Annotated in this window: 13 protein-coding genes; all 13 read right to left on the minus strand. The window is 73.4% G+C overall.

The window, feature by feature from the left end; all coding sequences use genetic code 11:
* Positions 1–2: 2 nt before the first annotated feature.
* Positions 3–1,148 (minus strand): 3-deoxy-7-phosphoheptulonate synthase, encoded by a 1,146-nt coding sequence (locus ACZ60E_RS06610; RefSeq protein ID WP_469438793.1) that lies wholly within the window; start codon positions 1,146–1,148, stop codon positions 3–5.
* A gap of 62 nt (positions 1,149–1,210) precedes the next feature.
* On the minus strand, positions 1,211–2,335 hold the full coding sequence (locus ACZ60E_RS06615) for an acyl-CoA dehydrogenase family protein (RefSeq protein ID WP_469438794.1): 1,125 nt from the start codon (positions 2,333–2,335) through the stop codon (positions 1,211–1,213).
* A gap of 15 nt (positions 2,336–2,350) precedes the next feature.
* The gene (locus ACZ60E_RS06620; protein WP_469438795.1) at positions 2,351–2,878 is read right to left on the minus strand and encodes a GNAT family N-acetyltransferase; all 528 of its coding nucleotides are present in this window, start codon (positions 2,876–2,878) and stop codon (positions 2,351–2,353) included.
* A gap of 88 nt (positions 2,879–2,966) precedes the next feature.
* A complete protein-coding gene (locus ACZ60E_RS06625) occupies positions 2,967–3,515 on the minus strand; it encodes a flavin reductase family protein (RefSeq protein ID WP_469438796.1) in 549 nt (182 codons plus the stop codon).
* Complete coding sequence (locus tag ACZ60E_RS06630) at positions 3,512–4,474, minus strand: acyl carrier protein (protein WP_453793275.1); 963 nt, start codon at positions 4,472–4,474, stop codon at positions 3,512–3,514. Before ACZ60E_RS06630 ends, ACZ60E_RS06625 begins: the two co-directional genes overlap by 4 nt.
* Entirely contained in the window at positions 4,471–5,895 is a 1,425-nt protein-coding gene (locus tag ACZ60E_RS06635) for a condensation domain-containing protein (RefSeq protein ID WP_469438797.1), read from the minus strand. The genes ACZ60E_RS06630 and ACZ60E_RS06635 overlap by 4 nt, the downstream gene beginning before the upstream one ends.
* Positions 5,892–6,923, minus strand: a complete 1,032-nt coding sequence (locus ACZ60E_RS06640) for a MupA/Atu3671 family FMN-dependent luciferase-like monooxygenase (RefSeq protein ID WP_385834189.1) — start codon at positions 6,921–6,923, stop codon at positions 5,892–5,894. Before ACZ60E_RS06640 ends, ACZ60E_RS06635 begins: the two co-directional genes overlap by 4 nt.
* 5 nt (positions 6,924–6,928) lie before the next feature.
* Positions 6,929–11,773: a type I polyketide synthase gene (locus ACZ60E_RS06645; RefSeq protein WP_469438798.1), complete on the minus strand. Its 4,845-nt coding sequence runs from the start codon at positions 11,771–11,773 to the stop codon at positions 6,929–6,931.
* Positions 11,766–13,814, minus strand: coding sequence for a non-ribosomal peptide synthetase (locus ACZ60E_RS06650; protein WP_469438799.1), 2,049 nt, complete (start codon positions 13,812–13,814; stop codon positions 11,766–11,768). Before ACZ60E_RS06650 ends, ACZ60E_RS06645 begins: the two co-directional genes overlap by 8 nt.
* Positions 13,811–14,863 carry a zinc-dependent alcohol dehydrogenase gene (locus ACZ60E_RS06655; RefSeq protein WP_384807208.1) on the minus strand — a complete coding sequence of 351 codons (1,053 nt, stop codon included), beginning with the start codon at positions 14,861–14,863 and terminating at the stop codon, positions 13,811–13,813. Before ACZ60E_RS06655 ends, ACZ60E_RS06650 begins: the two co-directional genes overlap by 4 nt.
* Complete coding sequence (locus ACZ60E_RS06660) at positions 14,860–16,155, minus strand: Coenzyme F420 hydrogenase/dehydrogenase, beta subunit C-terminal domain (protein WP_469438800.1); 1,296 nt, start codon at positions 16,153–16,155, stop codon at positions 14,860–14,862. The genes ACZ60E_RS06655 and ACZ60E_RS06660 overlap by 4 nt, the downstream gene beginning before the upstream one ends.
* The gene (locus tag ACZ60E_RS06665) at positions 16,152–17,492 is read right to left on the minus strand and encodes an aspartate aminotransferase family protein (RefSeq protein WP_469438801.1); all 1,341 of its coding nucleotides are present in this window, start codon (positions 17,490–17,492) and stop codon (positions 16,152–16,154) included. Before ACZ60E_RS06665 ends, ACZ60E_RS06660 begins: the two co-directional genes overlap by 4 nt.
* A complete protein-coding gene (locus tag ACZ60E_RS06670) occupies positions 17,492–18,913 on the minus strand; it encodes a 3-phosphoshikimate 1-carboxyvinyltransferase (RefSeq protein WP_469438802.1) in 1,422 nt (473 codons plus the stop codon). Before ACZ60E_RS06670 ends, ACZ60E_RS06665 begins: the two co-directional genes overlap by 1 nt.
* Positions 18,914–19,137: the final 224 nt, after the last annotated feature.

Consider the following 19,137-nt stretch of genomic DNA (forward strand, 5'->3'; position numbering starts at 1 on the left):
GACTACCCGGCGACGGGGGCCGAGGTCATGGGTGAGTCGTTCCGGCCGGTGGCGGCTGTGGCCAGCGCGAAGACCAGGTCCAGTGCGCCGGGTCGGCCGGCGGCCCCGTCGTGCGGGGGCAGGTGGAGGCCGCCCGCGTGGGTGCCGAGCGCCCGGTGCAGAGCGAGGAAGGCGCCGGCCTCGGCGAGAACACCCGCCGGGTCCCGGCGGTTGCGGTGCCAGGGGTCGCAGGCCCAGACGACCTCGGCCTCGGTGGAGGCGACCTTCTGCACCAGTTCCGGGAGGAGGTCGGTGATCCGGTCCGCGCCGAACCGGGTGAGGAAGGTGAGCCGTCCCGCGGAGCGCTCCGGGTCGAGTCGGTCGATCAGGGCGAGGACGGCGTCGTGGGTGGTGCCGGCTTCCACCACCACACCGACGGGATTGCTGATCTGCGCGGCGGCACCGGACGGTACAAGGCGGCCGGTGCCGTTCGTGGAGGGGTGCAGCCAGACCATGTGGCCGACGGGGTCCCACCGGTCGCCGCCGGGGACGTCGGCCGGGGGCGGGGCCGGTTCTCCCGTGAGGGCGGGACGGCTGACGGCGGGCCGCGGCAACACCGCGGACCTGCCCGCGCAGGCGTGCAGGAAACTCAGCGCGGAGTCGATCCTGCTGGTCAGCGGCTCGTAACGGGCACGCTCTGGGGAGCTTGCGACGAACGCCCGGTTCCGTTCGTGCGCCCACGAGACCTCCGGGCGGACATCGCTGCCGAACGCCCGGACCAGGTTGAGGGTCACGGCCGACGCCCGGTGGGCGTCCGGGGCCCGGACGGGTCCGGTGCGTCGTTCGGTGGGGGGCGCGTGGATCTCGGCGACGGGCACGACCGGGACGCCGAGCGCGTAGGACAGGACGACCATGGCCTGGGCCAGCACGGTCAGTTGCCGGGTGACGTGCTCGGCGCGGGGCATCGCCCCCGCTGGGGTACCGCTGCCCGCGTGGAGCAGGAAGGCCTCACCCCGGGCGGCGACGGCCAGCTTCCCGCGCAGGTCCTCGGCCTCTCCCGGCCATATCAGGGGCGGGGCCGCGACGGCGACGGTCTCCGTCCGGGCCCCGGTCCCGGTCCCGGTCTCGTCCCGCAGTGACCACGGTGGCATCGGCGACGTCGGTGACATGGATGAGGTCGGTGGCATCGGTGACAACGGAACGGCGTCCCCCTCCTTTCGCGACCGGTGGTTCACAGCAGCGAGAGTTCGCCCCCGCTCAGCCAGGCGTCCAGCGGCTCCCGCATGGTGTGCTCCGACGGAGGGTGGAAGGCCAGCGCTCGGCTGGCGGCCAGCAGGTCCACTCCATGGCCGTCCCGCACGAAGGACATGCCGCCCATCAGCTCCAGGACCCGGTCGGTGGCCTCCGTGATCGCCCGCTGGGCGGTGTACCGGACCAGCAGGATCCGGCCCATGAGTGCTTCTTCCGGTGTGCCGTCGTCCAGCTCGCGGGCGACGGCCTCGACAGCGGCCGACACCGTCTCCAGCGGGCCGAAGGCCGTCACCCGGTCGCCTGCCTGTCCTCGTCCGTCCGCGAAGAGCCGCTCCACCTGGCCGGTGGCGATGCCTACGTACGCGGCGGTGATCAGGATCAGGAAGCGTGCCATGAGCGAGTTCAGCCGGCCGGCCGCCTGCTCCGGGTCACCCAGCGGGACGATCATGTGGTCCGGCACGAACACGTCGTCCAGCACCACGGCGTCGGTCTGCGCGGCCCGCAGGGCGTGGTTTCCCCAGAAGGGCTCCCGGCGCAGGCCGGGCGTCTCGGCGGGCACCATCACGATCAACAGGTCACCCGCGTACGGCGAATCCGGCGGCCCGGGTGCCAGCAGAGTCAGCAGGCCCATCGATCCGACCAGGGAACACGGCCGCTTGGAACCGGTGAGCCGCAGACCGCCGCCCTTCGCCGCGGCCACCCTGATGCCGGGTGCGAAGAGCTGTTTGCCGGAAGCGCCCTCGGCACCGCAGGAGGAGACGAGCAGCCGCCGGCCGACGATCTCCGCGAGCACGTCGGCGGCCCCGTCGCCCAGCACGTGCGCGAGCCAGGCCACCTTGTAGTGGTGCATGGTCGACGCCACGGCCAGCGAGGGGGCCCGACTGCCCACCGCCCGCTGCAGCCGCGCCCCTTCCAGACAGCTCAGGTCTCCTCCGCCCAGGGCGACGGGAATGAGGACATTGCCACCGCCGGCTTCGCGGAACTCCTCGATGACATGGGTGTCGGGGTCCTCCACGGCCGCCGTGCCGAGCTCGGCCAGCCGGTCGTCGAAACCGGGCAACGCCTTGTCGAGGACGGCCCGTTCGGTGGTGAGTATGTTCAACATGGGTGACTCTCCTCGTCACAGTGCGTACGAGAACCGGACGCGGTCCTCCCCCGGGCCGTCCCAGTCCTTCCAGACGGGCAGGCCCTCCGTGCCCGCGAAGCCCTCCGCGGCAGCCAGGTCCTCCGCGTCGGGCGGGCCCGCCGACGGCAGGGGAACCGGCTCGAACCCCGTCGCGAGATGAAAGCTCTGGGACCTGGTGTTGCCGGGCGACACGACGGCGGTGACGGTCCGGCACCCCTGCTCGGCGGACAACTCGAAGAACCGTCCGTAGAGCACACCGCCGAGGCCGGACCTGCGGTGGTCGGGCGCGACCGCGATGAAGTGGGTGTGCCCCTCCCCCGGTTCGGAGGGCGAGACGATGCCGACCAGGAACCCGGCGAGCACCCCCTGGCCGGTCACGGCCGCCAGGCTGGTCGCGTGGAAGTGGCGCAGGAACAGCCGGGGCAGCATGTGGGCTGCCGGGCGGCCCCACCAGTCGTCCACCTGGGCGATCAGCGAGGGATAGTCCGACTCCTGGAGTGCGCGGATGCGCGGTGCGGTCATCTTCGGGCACTGCTCCTTTCCCGGATCACTTCTGGGGGCGGCCCTGTTCGGGGCACTTCTCGGATCGCGTCTCGTGCCACGTGCCGGATCACTGTTCCTCGGCTCGGGGCGGTGGGGCGGGACGCGCCGAAGCGGGGCTCAACTCCCCGTCCATGAAGAGCAGTTGAGGTACCTTCTCGCGGGCGCCGCACTCCTGCACCAGGCCGACCACCAGCATGTGGTCGCCGAGTTCGATGAACCGTACGGCCCGGCAGGCGAAGTACCCGACGGACCCGGCGATGCGTACACCGCCGGTCACCGGCTCGTCCTCGGTACGCACCTCGGCGAAGCTCTCCGCACCCAGCGGGCGGTTCCGGTTGGCGAACCACCGCGCCAGCTCCATCTGTTCGGCGGCGAGGACGTTGACGACGAAACCGCCGGTCCGCTCCACCAGCCCTCTGATCCTGGCGTCGTGCCGCACGCTGAAGGACACCAGCGGAGGTTCGAGCGACAGGGTCGTGAAGGAGTTGACCGTCATCCCGTGCATGTGGGGCCCCAGCCCGCTGGTCACCACGGTGACCCCGGTGGGCAGACAGCGGGCGGTGGTGCGCAGGAGCGAGGCGGTCACCGGCTCCGCGGCCGTGGCGTGGATGGTCAACGGATCTCTCCCTCCGCCGGGAGCGCGTCGGCGCCGAGCAGCACCGCGGCCAGATGGGACATGCCGGCGCCGAGCAGGACGTACTCCTCCGGGGTGCCCGGGCCGGTGGCGGGCTCCGGTGCGCCGAGCCGGTCGGCGAGATGGATCAGCGGGTCGCTGCCCTGGCAGTGGGCGATGCGGCCCACACTGTCCATCGCGATCCGCCGGCTGTCGAACCCGACGTCGGCGAGGTACATCTCCATCACGTTCCGCGCGAAGTTGCTGGGCAGGACGAGCGAGACGTCCGGCCGGACGCGGTGCCGGTCCGACAGGCCGGTGAACAGCTCCCGGTAGGCGGTCAGCCGGGCGGTCAGCCGCTGGTGCGGCGGCGCGTCCCGGCGCTCCTCGGTCGCGCCGTGGTGGGCCATGGCCAGGATCGGCAGCCCCGGCGCGTCGGCGGAGACCAGGGCGGCGGCGGCCCCGTCGCTGGCGATGGCCGCGCCACCGGCCACCAGGCGCTCCCCGCCGGTCGAGAAGTCGGCCAGATCACCGCTGACGACCATGACGTGCCGTGCGGTGCCGTCGCGGACCAGTGAGGCCGCGTTGCCCAGCGCGAACATCGCCGTGGCACAGTCCATCAGGCCGAGCGTGGCGACCGTGGCGCCGGTCATGCCGGTCTCCTGGAGCAGATCGGCGACCTCACGGTGGGCGCTGCGGTCGTGCGGGAGGGAGTCCGTGGCGAGCAGTACCGTGTCCACGGCCTTGCCCGGGACACCGGCTCCGGCCAGGCACTTCTGCACGGCCGCGGCCATCAGCTCCACCAGCGGCGCCTGCGACCAGCGGTAGACGGAGAACCCGGCCGCCGGGGAGGTCAGTTCGGCCGCCACGTCCGGCGCGGCGCCCAGTTCCGGCAGCTCCGTCACGGGAGCCTCGTACTCGCCCAGTTCGTACGCGGCGGCGCACAGCCGCGGCGTGATCACTGTCCGCCCTCTCGCGACGCGAGCCCTGCCACGTGCTCTGCCGTGGGTCCTGCCGCACCGGACGCCTGCGCGGCCAGCGCCGTGAACCGGTCGGCCAGGTGGTCCACCGTGCTCCTGTCGTACAGCCCGGTGTCGAACTCGATCCAGCCGGAGACACCTTCGGGCGCGGGGTGGACCGCGATCGTCAGGCCGTAGCGGGCCACGCCCTTGTCCACGTCCGACGTGGACACGACGGCCCCCTGCACCCTGCGAGAGCTTTCGGCCGGGCTGTCGTACACGAACGCGACGTCGAACAGCAGGTGCAGGCCGGGGAGTCGGCGTTCGGTGGTGATCAGCTCTGCCGGGTAGGCAGCATGCCGCAGACCCCGTTTCGACGCCGTGTGGGCGGCCCTGATCCGTGCTGCCCAGGTGCCGTCGCCGGGGTCGCGCAGGCGCAGCGGCAGCACGTTGAGCAGGTAGCCGACGGTCTGCTGTGCGTCCGGCCGGTCCCGGTTGGCGGTGAAGGTGCCGAGCAGCACGTCCGGTCGGCCACTGAACCCGGCGAGCGTGGCCCACGCGACGGCCGCCCACCCGGCGTAGGCGGTGGCGGCCGAGCCCCGAGCCGCCGCGGCGATGCCCCGGGCCACGGCGCCGGGCAGGGTGAAGTCCACCCGTCCACCGGAGCCGGGGGCAGCCTGCCCCCGGGGGTGGTCGGTGGTGAGCGGAGGCGGGGCGCCCGCCAGTTCGTCCGCCCAGAAGCGGGCCGCCCGTCCCCCCGGTCCGGCCGTCGACTCGGCCTGCTCCAGGGCGAATCGGCCGAAGGGAGCCGTCGTGGGAGCGGGCACGGCCGGGTCACGGGCGAGTTCGTCGAGCAGCAGCTCGAAGGACCAGGCGTCGAACACCAGGTTGTGTACGACGACGAGCAGCCAGGCCTCCTCGTCGGAGGCTCCCCCGGCCAGGGCCACCCGCAGGAGCGGCCCTTCGGCCAGGTCGAACGGCTCGTGCGCCAGCTCACGGGCCAGAGCGTGCGCCTGCTCCGGCCCCGCGGGGCAGCGGGTGCGGACCAGCCGGGGAGGCAGGTCCTCGTGCACCTTCGGCCGCACCGCGCCGCTGTCCTCCGCGCCCCGGCCCTCCTCGCCGCTGTCCTCATCGACGTGGAAGGTGGTGCGCAGCGCCTCGTGGGTGCGGACGAAACCCTGGACACGTCCGGCCAGGAGGTCGAGGTCGACCGGGGCCCCGGTCAGGCGCACGGCCTGGCAGACCACGTCCACGGGCTGTCCGGCGGCGGTGTGGTGGGCGTGCCACAGCCGTTCCTGGCCAGGGGTCAACCGCACCTGAGCACGGGGGGCCTGTTCGCGTAACCGGCCCCGGAGCCGGTCCAGTTGCTCGGGGGTGAGCGCGGCGAGCCGTGCGGCCAGCTCCGCGGGAACACCGGCGGTCATGCGTAGCGCCTCCGTAGTTCGTTGAGGTGGCTCAGGCTCTCGACGACGAGTTGTTCGTCCACGCCGAAGTCGATGAGACAGGCGATCTCCTTGACGCCCATGCCCTTGAAGCGGTCGACCACCGCGGTGCAGGAGTCGGGGGTGCCCAACAAGGCGCCCTTCTCGAAGTACTTGTCGAAGGCGAACTCGATGAGCTGGTCCTGGTCGGCCTCGGACATGTCCCGTACCCCGGCTCCCGGCGCGAGGTTCTTCTTCTGCGAGTCGATGACGGTCAGGAAGGAGCGCAGATAGTCCGTGAAGGGCGGCCGGACGGTCTCCCGCACCTCCTCCAGGTCGGTGCCGATGAAGGTGTGCAGCATCAGCGTGACGGTGACGTCGTCCGGGTCGTGCCCGTAGTCCTGGAGGGTCTTGTAGTAGAGGGCGAGCTTGTCCTCCAGTTCCTCGTTGGTCATGTCGATCAGGGCGGTCAGTACGTTGCAGCCGAGGCGGCCGGCTGTCTCGAAGGTGTCCGGGCTCTTGGTGCAGGTGAGCCAGATGGGCAGTTGGGGCTGGACCGGCTGGGGGTGCAGTTCCAGTTCGACGTAGTTCCCGAGGGCGTCCTGGGCGGAGACCGGTGCCCCCTCCCAGAGTTCGCGGATGGTGTCCACGGCGTCGAAGGTGCGCTGCCGCCGGTCCTGCCAGCCGTCGGGATTGATGGCGAAGTCCACCGGGCTGAATCCGGTGGCCAGGGCGATGCCGGCCCGCCCGTGGGACAGGTTGTCGACCACCGCCCACTCCTCGGCCACCCGGATCGGGCTGTGCAGGGGCAGGACGACACTGCCCGCGCGGATACCGAGGCGCTGGGTGGCGCCGGCCAGCGCGGCTCCCAGGACCGAGGGGTTGGGGTAGAGGCCGCCGAAGCGGTGGAAGTGCCGTTCGGGGGTCCAGATGGCGGTGAAGCCGTTCTCGTCGGCGTACCTGGCGGCGTCGAAGACGAACCGGTACTTGTTCTTCTCGTCCCCGGAGAAGAAGATCAGGCTGAATTCCATGGGTGTCAGGCCTCCTTGGCCCGGTCGGTTGCCTTGGCGGTGGCCCGGTCCTCGCGCAGCGCGTCGGACAGGAGTTGCTCGGCGTCCTCCGGAGCCAGCGCGGCCAGTTCGGCCGCGAGCGCGTCGGTCGCGTCGGTCGCGTCCTCGGCCGCCTCGCCCGGTCCGGTCTCCGTGTGGGCCTCCAGGCGCTGCCGGACGGCGTCGGCCAGTGCCGCGGGCGTCGGCTCGGACAGGACGTCGGCCAGCGGCACCTCGACGGAGAAGTACCGGCGGATGTCGGACAGCAGCCGGACGATCAGGAGCGAGTCGCCGCCGTGCTCGAAGATGTCCGACTCCGGCGACAGGTCCTCGCTGCCGAGCGCCTCCGCGATCAGCCGGGTCACCTGGGAGGTGAGATCGGCGGCGTCCGCGCCGGTGTCCGGCAGGTCCGGGCCCGGTGCCGCGGAGCCGTCGGCGGGCCTGCCGATCCGCGGGTCCCGCACCCACTGGTCGAGCCGGTGTCCGATGTCCCAGGTGGACACGGCCACATGGGAGACGTCGCGCAGGGTCAGCAGGCGGCGGACGGCTTCCAGGCCCTCCTCGGGCTGGATCGCCTTGTCGTCCATGCTGCGGCCGATCGCGGACAGGGCCCGCTTCTCGTCCTGGTGGTGCTGCCATACGTCCCAGGCGGCGCTGATCCAGACGGTGCGGTCGAGGTCCCGGTTGGCCCGTTCGGCGGCGGCGTCCATGAAGTGGTTGGCGGCGCCGTAGGCCAGCAGCCGCAGCCCGCCGAGAACGCCGGCCAGTGAGGACAGCAGCAGGACGAAGTCGACCTGCCGGTCGGCCAACACCTCTTCCAGGGCGATCTGGCCGTGGGCCTTGGGCACGAAGTGCCACCGGCACTGCTCCACGCCGGACTCGGTGATCGGGCGGTCCCACCGCTCGCCGGGCAGACCCGCCGCGTGCACCACCCCGTGCAGTGCGCCGTACCGTTCCTCGACGCGCTCCACCGCCGCCCGCAGGGCCGGGGTGTCGGCCACATCGGCGTGTACGAGGAACGTGGTGGCGCCGGCGTCCTGGAGGGAGCGCAGCCGGCCGATCCGCAGGGCGGTCGCGTCGTCGGGCTCGTGGCCGGCGAGATACGCGTCCCAGTCCGCGGGGTCCGGCAGGGGGTCGCGGGTCAGCAGCGCGAGGCGCGCGCCGGTCTCCCGGTGCAGCCAGTGCGCGAGGAGCGAGCCGATCTCGCCGAGGCCGCCGGTGATCAGGTAGACGCCCTCGGGCCGTAGCCGCGAGGTGGCCTCGGCGGACCAGTCGGCGCGCACCGGCTGCAGGTCGGCCACCCAGCGCCCGGCGCCGCGCAGGGTCACGGCCAGCTCGGGCGGCCGGGTGCCGGCGAGCTCCGCGGCGAGCGTACGCAGCGACCGCTCGTCGGGGTCGGCGGGCAGGTCGAAGTGGCGGGCGCCGATGTTGCCGTGCTCCTGGCCGATGACCCGGGCGGCGAGTGCCAGGGTCGCCAGTTCGGCGGCGGGCTCGGGTTCGCCGGGGCCGACGGCGTAGGCCCCGGCGCTGACGATGTCGAGTTGGACGGGCTCGGTGACGCCGTGCGCGCTGAACGCCTTCACCAGGGCGATGAGGCTGTACAGCCCGTGGCGCTGGACCTGTTCGAAGCGTGCCACGCCCCGGCCGGTCGGCAGTGGGGCGGTGGACCAGGCATGGACGACGTGCCCGGGGAGCCGGTTCTCGGCGAGGAGTTCGCCGACCAGCCGGTGGTGGTCCTCCTCTGAGTCGGGCCGCACGGTGAAGGCGTCGCCGTCGCGGGAGTAGCCGCTGCCGGAGGTGACAGTCAGTACTTCACCGGCGAGGGCCCGCGCTGCCAGCCGGGCGGCGACACCGCCCGTACCGGAACCGAAGCCGGCGTCCGTGCCGGCTCCCGCATCGGCGTGTGTGTCCGTTCGTGTGCGCGCGCCCGGGTCCGTGCCCGGGTCCGGGTCCGGGTCCGCGAAGAGCAGCACCGGCTCGGTGATCGGAACGGGTTCGGCGTCGAGGGTGCCGACGGCCCGGTGCCACACCGGCGCCGTGAACCACTCGTCCAGCGGCAGCTTGGGTACGGCGGTGGAGCCGGAGGTGTCGCCGCCCGTCCCGGAGAGGGCGCCGGTGCCGGGCTCGACCCAGTAGCGGTTGTCTTCGAAGGGGTAGGTGGGCAGCGGAACCTTTCGGCGTCCCCGGTCGGCGTAGTAGCCCTGCCAGTCAGGGGTCAGGCCGACCGCCCACAGGCGGCCCAGCGCCGCGGTGAGCGCGGTGAGGTCGGCCACGGGGTCCTTGCCGCGGGCGGCGGAGGTGAGCACCGGCACACCGGTCTCCCGGTCCGGGTGGCGTCGGGTGAAGGTGGCCAGGGTGTGACCGGGGCCCACCTCGACGAAGACCTGGTCGCCCTGGGTGAGCGCCGCGGCCACGTCGTCCGCGAACCGGACCGGCGCGCGCAGATGGGCACCCCAGTAGGCGGGGTCGGTGGCTTCCTCGTCGCGGATCCAGGTGCCGGTCAGGTTGGACAGGAAGGGGATCCGCGGGCGGCGCAGTTCCACCTCGCGCAGCAGCTCGGTGAGGGGGTGCACCGCCGGTTCCATCATCGCCGAGTGGAAGGCGTGCGAGGTGGCGACCTTGCGGTGGGTGATGCCGTCGGCGGTGAGTTTGGCGGTGAACGCCCGCATGGCGTCATGGCTGCCCGCCACCGTGCACACGGTGGGCTCGTTGACGGCCGCGAGATCCACCCCGTCGCCCAGGTACGGGTTCAGCTTCTCGGGGCCCGCCATGACGGCCGCCATCACGCCCTCGGGCAGGGCGTCGATCAGCCGCCCCCGCTCGGCCACCACCCGCAGTGCGTCGGGGAGTCGGAACACCCCGGCCAGCGTGGCGGCGACGTACTCGCCGATGCTGTGCCCGATGAGGGCGGCCGGACTGATCCCCCAGGCCATGTACTGCCGGGCCAGCGCGTACTCCACCGCGAACAGCGCGGGCTGGGTGAGGCGGGTGCGCCTCAGGTCGTACCGCTCGTCCTGCCGGTCGCGCGAGGCGGGGTGCAGGGCGTCGCGCAGGTCGAGGCCGAGCGTGGGTTCGAGCAGGTCCGCGCATTGGTCCAAGGTCCCGCGGTAGACGGGCAGTTGCTCGTACCAGCCCCGGCCCATGGCGGGGTACTGCGCGCCCTGGCCTGGGAGCAGGAAGGTGACCGGGCGCGGGGCGGGATGGCCGGAGTCCTGGTAGACGTGCCGGGGTTCGCCGGTGCGCAGGGCACGGACGGCGGTCGCCCGGTCCGGGGCGGTGACCACGGCCCGGTGGTCGAAGGTGTGCCGGGTGGTGGCCTGGGTGTAGGCGGCGTCGTCCAGGTGGATGTCGCCGAGCGGGTTCTCCAGGCCGGCCGGTCCTGGTGCGGTGGCTTCCAGGTGGTCGGCGAGCGCGAGGCGTGCCTTCTCCAGCGCGGCCGGGGACTTGGCGGAGACCGGCAGGAGCACCACGGCGGGAGCGGGGGCGGCATCGGGCGCGTCGGCGGCGGGCGGCGCCTCCTCCAGGACCACGTGCGCGGTGGTGCCGCCCATGCCGGTGGAGGTGACGGCACAGCGCAGGGCCGACCCGTCGGCCTGCCACGGTTCGGCGGCGGTGGCCACCCGGAAGCGGGAGCCGTCGGCCGCGCACTCCGGGTTCCACGCGGTGAAGTGCGGCATCGGCACGATCGTGCGGTGGTGCAGCATCAGTACGCACTTGATCAGACCGGCCACCCCGGCCGCCGTGCTCAGGTGCCCGATGTTGGCCTTCACCGATCCCAGGGTGAGCGGCCCGTCGGTACCGTACGCCTGGCGGGCCGCCGCGAGTTCGATCGGGTCCCCCATCCTCGTACCGGTGCCGTGTGCCTCCAGGTAGCTGACGGTGGCGGGGTCGACACCGGCGACGCCGAGGGCCTCGGCGAGTACCGCGGCCTGGCCGGAGACGCCCGGAGCGGTGTACCCCGCCCGGTCGTTGCCGTCGTTGCCCACGGCCGAGCCGAGCAGCACGGCCCAGACGGTGTCGCCGTCGGCCAGCGCGTCCTCCAGCCGCTTGAGGACGACCACGCCCGCGCCGTTGCCGAACACCGTGCCGTCCGCGTCGGCGTCGAAGGGCCGGACCCGGCCGGAGGCGGAGGTGATGCCGTCGGGCTCGTACAGGTAACCGGCCTCCTGCGGGAAGCGCAGGGCGACACCGCCGGCCAGCGCCAGGTCGCACTCCTGCGACAGCAGACTCTGTGCGGCCAGATGGACGGCGACCAGGGAGGTCGAACAGGCCGTCTGCACGGCGAAGCTGGGGCCGGTCAGCTTGAGGTGGTAGGACGCGCGGGTGGTGAGGTAGTTGGGGTCGTTGCCCATCAGGGTCGCCATGTCCTGCTGCATCCGCTCCAGCGAGCCGTTGAAGCCGCGCTCGCCGGTCAGCACGTTGTTCAGCAGGTACGTACTGTGCAGCGACCCCGCGAAGACGCCGACGCGGCCCGGGTAGACCTCGGAGTCGTGGCCGCTGTGTTCCATGGCGGCCCAGGCGGTCTGCAGGAACAGCCGCAGCTGCGGGTCCATCCGCTCGGCCTCGCGGGAGCTGAGGAAGAAGAAGGACGCGTCGAACCGGTCGGCGTCCTCGACGACCGCGGCCCGGCGCACATGGCGGGTGTCGGCGAGGGTCTGTCCGGAGACTCCCGCGGCCGTCAGCCGTTCCTCGTCGAGGTCGGTGATGTGCTCGGTGCCCGCGAGCAGGTTCTGCCAGTAGTCCTGCGGGGTGCGGGCGCCCGGCAGACGGCAGTCCATGCCGACGACGGCGATGCGTCCGGCCGGGAAGGGGGCGTCCTGAAGCTCAGCCATACGTGCCTCCTGGGGCGGTGCGGCGCTGATCGCCGGCGGGCGGAGTGGGATGGGTGGTGGGCTGGAGGGTGGATTCGGAGTGGGGGTCGGGTTGGAAGGCGGGTCCGGAGTGGGCGGCGGTACGGACCGGCGCCCGGCGTGGCGCCCGGGCGGTCCGGCGGCGCAGACCGCGGGCGGACCCCTGGGCGGCCTCCTCGGACGGCGGCCCGGTGCGTTCCGCCGTCAGCCCGGTGACCAGGGCGGACAGGGCGCGAATGGTCGGGGCCCGGTAGAGATCGGTCATGCGCAGGGCAGGGGCGAGGGAGCGGGTGAGACGTTCGTGGACGGCCGCCATCCGTAAGGAAGTCCCGCCCAGATCGAAGAAGTTCTCCTCGGCGCCGGGCCCCTGGACACCGAGGACGTCCTGCCAGGCCTCGACGACGGCTGCCTCCACGGGCCCCTGCGCCGCCGGTGCGGGCCGGGCGCGGGAAGGCCCGGTCGCGGTGAGCGGATCGGGCAGGGCCGCGCGGTCGATCTTGTGGTTGGCCGTCAACGGCACTTCGCGCAGGGGCACATAAGCGGTGGGCACGGCGTGATCGGGAAGCGTGCGGCGCAACTCGGCTCGCAGCAGGGCGGGTTCGAGCCCCGCACCGGGCTCGAACACCACGTGGGCGGCGAGTTGACGCTCGCCCATCCCGTCGGTGTACGGCGCCACCACCGCCTCGCGCACCTGCGCGAGCTGCTTGAGCGCGGCCTCCACCTCACCGGTCTCCACCCGGATCCCGGAAACCTTGACCTGCGTCCCCCGGCGCCCGACGAGCAGCAGCGTCCCGTCGTCGAGCCGCCTGGCCAGATCGCCCGTACGGTACGTCCTGCCGTCCGGGGCCGTGCCCGGGGCCAGGTGGTCGCTGACCACGACGATCTCGCCCTCGCCAGGCCCGTGGACCGTGCGGCCGTCGTCGTCGACCAGCCGGACCTCCGTCTCGGGCACCGCCCTGCCCAGCGGGAACACCCCGGTGGGCGGCCGGTAGGAGAGGTCGGCGACCCGCAGCAGGGCGCAGGAGCACTCCGTGGAGCCGTAGGCCCCGGCCACCCGGCAGTGCGGCTCGAAGTGGCGTCGGCAGGTGTCGAGGTCGGCGAGGTGGAGGGTGTCGCCGCCGAGGGCGAGCATGCGCATGGCGGGCAACCGCACTCCACGGGTCTCCATGGCACGCGCCAGGGCCCGGAAGACCGGCAGCGTGGAGTGGTACACGGTGATCCGCTCGTCGGCCAGCCACTCCGACAGGCCGGTGACACCGAGCGCCTTGAGGTCCACCGGATACAGCGCGGCCCCATTCAGGAGCGCGGCGAAGGTGTCCTGGACCGCCGAGTCCCAGCTGTACGCGGACTGCAGCGAGAGCCGGTCGAGAGGGCCCACCGCCAGCCCGTCGGTCCAGACGCGGGTGTGGTGCAGCACGTTGCGATGTGTCTGCGTGACGGGCTTGGGGCGGCCGGTGGAGCCCGAGGTGAAGAGGACGTACGCCTCCGACTCCGGGCGCGCGGGGTTCTCCCCGGGGAAGAGGTCGTCCGGCAGGAGAGGATCCTCCACCACGGGCTCGTACCGGGCCAGGTCCTCGTACGCGAGTACCGGGCAGGACCGTCCGTCGGCGATCAGCCGGGCCGACCCCATGAGCCCGGGGCCCGCGACGAGCGTACGGATGCCCGCGTCGGCGGCCATGCCGGCCAGCCGCGGCGGCGGATAGGCGGCGTCCAGCGGAACGTAGGACAGGCCGGCGCGCAGCGCGCCGAGGAGGGCGCCGACCATCTCGGCGCCGTGCGAGAAGAGCAGTCCGACCCGGTCTCCCGGGCGCAGACCGGCGTCGAGCAGCGCGCCGCACACCCGGGCGGACAGCTCGGCGGTCTGCCGGTAGGTCCAGCGGACGTCCGGGGTGACGACGGCCTCCCGGTGGGGGAAGGCGTCGGCGGTCCGCAGGAAGCGGTGGATCAGGGTGCCCGCCCGGTCGGCGTCCGGGAACGGGCGGTGGCCGGTGTCCACGGCGGATACCTGAACGGTGTCGGTCATGTGCGGCTCTCCTCGGCCGGTTCGTAGGCGAAGAGCACCGCCGGGTGGGCGGGGCGTCCTCGCAGTTCGGCGTACGCGTCGGCGGCCTGCTCCAGCGGCAGCCGGGGAAGGCCCATGCGGTCCGGGCGGATGCCCCCGTCGGCGATCAGGTCCAGGGCCCGCTGCAGGTTCTCGGTGACGGTCGCCTGGCCCTGGGGCGGGGTGACGTCGGTGTAGCCGCGGACGTAGGCGAAATCGCGGTAACCCGCTCCGCAGCGGGCCGCGTACCGCAGGTCCAGATTGCCCAGGTCGACGCTGAACTCGACCCGCGCGGCGAACCGTCCCACGCCGACCACCCGGGGCCGGACGGGGGCGCGGGTGACCCAGCGGGCCGCCTCGGCCAGGGTGCCGCTCGCCTCTCCCGTACCGCAGAGGAAGACGCAGCGCGCACTCCCGGCCTGGGCCGCCGGACCGGACGGGAAGGGCGCCTCCCACACCGGCACCCCCAGCGTCTCGGCGGTGCGCAGCCGGCCGGGGTGCAGGTCGGTGACGGTGACCCGGTGCCCGGCGGCAGCGGCGGTCTGGGCGATCAGCAGTCCGACCATCCCCGCGCCGACGACCGCGACCTCGTCGCCTGGCCGCAGTTCGGCGCGGTCGACGGCGTGCACGGCGGTGGCGGCCAGGTTGGCCACGACCGCGTCGGCCAGGTGCACGGTGTCGGGCACCCGGCGGCACAACCGGTAGGGCACGACGACCACGTCTCCGTGGGTGGCCTCGCCCCATCCCATCGCGGTCACCCGGTCACCCACCGCGAACCCGGTCGCGCCGGGGCCGACGGCTTCGACCGTGCCCGCCGAGCAGTAGCCCAGCGGGAAGGTCTCGCCGGTGCCCATCAGCCGTTCCAGGTAGTGCAGTTCGGTGCCGGGACTGATCAGGCTGTACGCCGCGCGGATGCGCAACTCACCGGTGCCGACGGGTCCGACGCCCACCTCGACCGGCTCGGGCAGCGCGCCACGGCCGGCCAGGAGTCGTCGCGAGAGGACCACGCGGGTGTCGACGGCAGGGGTCATCGGTTGCTCCCTCGCTCGGCGGCGGCCAGCCGGTCCGTCAGCCCATCTGAATCCGGAAGCGGCTCCGACGGCCGGCCCGTCGGCGGGTCCTCGCCCGGCACGGCGATCCACCGCTCGTCCGGGACGATCTCCAACTCCTCGCGGTGACCGGGGATCGGGCCGTCCGGTACGGGCCTGCCGGACCTCTCGTACGAGGCGCGGCGGTTGCGTTTGCGCTCCAGCCCGAGGTTCAGCCCGGACAGGTCCGTGGGACTGCCCGTGAAGAAGCCGTGGTCCCGGGCCGCGGCGACGGCGGCGGCACCGGCCTCGGTACGGACGAACACCCGGCCGTGCTTGAGTTCGCGCGCCCCGTCCACGCTGGCGGCGAAGATGTTGGGATCGCCGTCGCTGACACTGACGTCGGCCAGACCCGACAGCCAGTCCCCGCACGACAGACAGCGGTACGTCTTGTTCTTCGCGAAGTCCCGCACGGCCTGCCAGAACGCCACCCGGTGGTCGCCGCCGTCGCGGGTGCCGATCGCGATCTCACCGGGGTAGTCGCCCTCGCGGTAGCGCAGCCGGACCACGGAGTCGACCGGGATCAGCGCCCGTTCCTCGATGACGGCCCGGGTGCCCTCGGGACGCGTACTGGACGAACAGGCGGGTTCGACCGCGAGCACGACGTGGTCGCGGGCCCAGCGTCCGGCGGCCGTGTCCATGGCCTGGAGCTTGCGCAGCGCCTGGATGTGACAGGCGACGCCCACCACGGCCACGTCGGCATCGGGTTCGCTCAGCATCACATCGCGGAGCGCGCCCAGATAGGGGGCGAGCTGGTACGTGGACTGCGCGGTCTCCGCCAGCAGGTGCGGCTCCCGGACCAGGGCGGGGGCGGCCCGCCAGGGCTGCTCCGGGTCCCGGCCCATCGTCAGCACGACGTCCGTGCCGAGCACCGCGAGGGCGGTCTGGAGGAGTGCGGTGAGGCTGCCGCCGCTCGCGGACGCCTCGAAGACGACGGGGTCGAGCGCGTGGCCGGCGACGACCTCGGAGAAGATGCCGGTCCACCGCTCCCGCGGAGTACGGGTCCGGCCGAACAGCCTCGTCTCGGCGGCCGGGGTGCCCGGGTCGGCGCCGGGGCAGACGTCCAGGCAGTCCCGGCACTCGCCGCAGTCGGTCTCGGTCCATGAGGGTTCGGTGAGCACCGGCTCAAGGTCCGAGAAACCCACCACCCCTGCCGGGCAGGCGAGTTGGCAGGCCCCGCACACGGTGCACAAGTCGTTCTGCAGAACGGCTTCGGAGAGTTGCTGGAAAGTCATCGCAGGACTCCTCCGGCCCGACCGGCGCCCGACCGCTGGGCTCCCGCCTGACCGGCTTCTCCTTGGTCGGCGTCGTCATCGGCGTCGGAGACCGCCGTGGCGAGGCCCTGGAGGAGGAACCCGAGTTCGTCCTCCGTCAGCAGGGCAGGAGGGACGATCTTCACGGTGGCGCCCTCCGGTCCCCCGCCGAACAGCAGCAGCCGCGCCCGTGACGCGGCCCCGATGACCGCCTCGGCCCGCGCCGGGTCGGGTCGGCCGTGGCTCGTGCAGTCGAAGGCCGCCAGGGCCCCGGCGGTGCGCACGGAGGCCATCCACGGGTGGTCGGCGGCCAGTTCGCCGAGCCGGTCGTCGAGCCGGCGCCCCAGGGACCGCGCCCTGGCCGGGACGTCCTGGGTGACCAGGGTGTCGAGGACCGCCGAGGCTGCGGCACAGCACAGCGGGCTGCCGGAGTAGGTCGACGTCTGCACCCCTGGGGGCAGCGCGTCCATGACCCGCTGTTCCCCCAGTACGGCGCTGATCGGGAAGCCGTTGCCCAGTGTCTTGCCGACCAGGGTCAGGTCGGGGGTCTCCGCCATGAGTTCGGCGGTGAACATCCGCCCGGCGCGGCCGAGTCCGGTGTAGATCTCGTCCAGCACCAGCAGGGCGCCCCGGTCGTGCGCGGCCCGGGCGATCCGGTCCAGCAGCGCCGGGGCGACGGTCAGCAGCCCCTCGGTGACCTGGATCGGCTCCAGGACCACGGCGGCCACTCCCCCGTGGTGTTCGGCTTCGTCCAGCGCCGCGGTCAGCGACGACAGAAAAGCCGCTGTCCCACCCGAGCCGTCCTCGTACGGGCGCCGCGGATCGGGCAGCTCGGCGGTGAAGACCGAGCCGTGCGGCCCTGCGCCGAACTGCTTGAACTCGGCCCGCCAGGTCAGTGCCAGGGCCCCCGCGGTCTTGCCGTGGTAGGCGTGGCGGAAGCTGACGACGGACCGGTGTCCCGTCGCGGCGCGGGCCACTTTCAGCGCGGCCTCGACGGCTTCCGCGCCGGTCACGGTGGGCAGCACCGCGGGCTCCTGATAGGGGGACAGCGCGCCCAGCCGGCGGACCATGCGGCTCCGTGGATCGGAGGTCAGCTTGCAGCCGGTGTGGACGAGCCGGGTCAGCTGGGCGGCGGCGGCCTCGACGACCGCCGGATGCTGATGGCCCAGGGTGGCCGCCCCGCTGCCGGAGGTGCCGTCGAACCAGGAGGTGCCGTCGTCGGTGCGCAGCCAGGGGCCGTGGCCGGAGCTGAACGCGGGGCCCCTCGTGGTGCCGGTCGACCGGGCTTCGTACGCCGTGCGTAATCGGTTGCTGTTCATCACAGGGTGACCTCGTGGATCGCGGCCCCGACCGCCCGCAGGACGGCGGTGAACCCGGGGAAGGACGTGGTGTGGCAGGCGCCGCCGGTGATCGTGGTGCGCCCGGGCAGAGCGGTGGCCAGGGTGGCCGCGGCCATGGCGATGCGGTGGTCCTCGAAACCGGGCACGGTTCCGGCGGACAGCACGGCGGTGCCGCCCGCCCGCGTTCCGTGCACCGTCAGCCCGTCCGGCTCGACGGACACGCGGGCGCCGAAGGCGGCGGCCATCCGCGCGGTCGTGACGAGCCGGTCCGTCTCCTTGAACCGGAGTTCCGCGGCGCAGCCGATCCTCGACGTGCCGGGGAGCCGGGCCGCGACCACGGCGAGCAGCGGCACCTCGTCGATGAGGGCGTGCAGGGTTGCGGGGTCGTCGGCCGTCACCGCCCGGACGCCGTCCAGACCGGCCCTGGTGACGACCGTACCGACGGGTTCGCCGCCGGAGGTGGTGCGCAGGTCCTGGTAGTCGATGGCCGCCCCGGCGCGGCGCAGGACGTCGAAGAAGCCGGTCCTGGTCGGGTTCAGGCAGACGCCGGGGATCCGCAGTTCTCCGCCGCCGCCCCACAGCAGGTGCGCGGCGACGGGATAGGCGGCCAGCGACGGGTCGCCGGGAACGTCGATGACGGGCGGCACGGAGCAGGCTCCGCCGTTGTAGCCGACCACGCCGGGGCCCTCGGTCAGCCGGGCGCCGAAGGCGGCGAGCATCCGCTCGGTGTGGTCCCGCGAGCGCACGGGATGGCGCAGTTCGGCCGGTACGCCGGCCGCGACCGCGCCGAGCAGGACCGCCGAACGGGCCTGGGCGCTGCCGACGGCCAGTTCCACCCGCCGGGAGCGGTGCACCCGGCCTCCCACGATCACCGGCAGCCGGCCGGGGCGGCCCAAGTAGCGGATGTCCGCGCCCAGTTCGTTGAGGGGGGTGACGATCCAGTCCATGGGGCGGTGCCGCAGCACGTCGTCCCCGTCCACGACGGCACCGCGTCCCGCGCCCGCGAGCACCCCGATCAGGAGCCGGGCTGCCGCGCTGGAGCCCCCGGTCTCCAGATAGGGGATGCCGTCCGGCCAGTGCGGGATCCCGTCGTGGGGACGCACCTGCTGGGGGACGGGGGCGGCGCGGCGCACGGTGAGGACGTCTCCCTCGACGAGGGTGTCCAGACCGAGCGCCCGCAGGGCCGGGAACAACGCGCGGACCGCGCCGCCCAGGTTGGCGTTGCGGATCGTGAGCCGCCGCGGGGCGCCGGGCAGCAGGGCGGCCAGCAGGGCGCGGTGGCTGACCGACTTGTCGCCCGGCACCTCGACGGTGGACGCCGGGGCGCCTCTTCTGCCGCCCTGCACGACGAGGTCGGGCGAGATGGTCGCGGGCCTGTCGGGGCCCTTCACTTCCAGCACGGACACACTCCCATGGCGACCGGACAAGATCGGCCGCCGGAATCGAGACGGACTGGGCGGCGCCGCTCAGTACGCGGCCGCCCGGCGGCGCGAGGCCGCTGCGCGTATGAGGGGGATTCCTGTACGAGGTCTCCTGCGCGCGGAGTTCCAGCGCGGGATGTTCCGGTGCGCGATGTTCGTGCGATGCGCGCGGAAGGGGGCGGCGAGGCAGGGGCCGCGGCCCG

Source organism: Streptomyces sp. NPDC102514, from assembly GCF_055584525.1.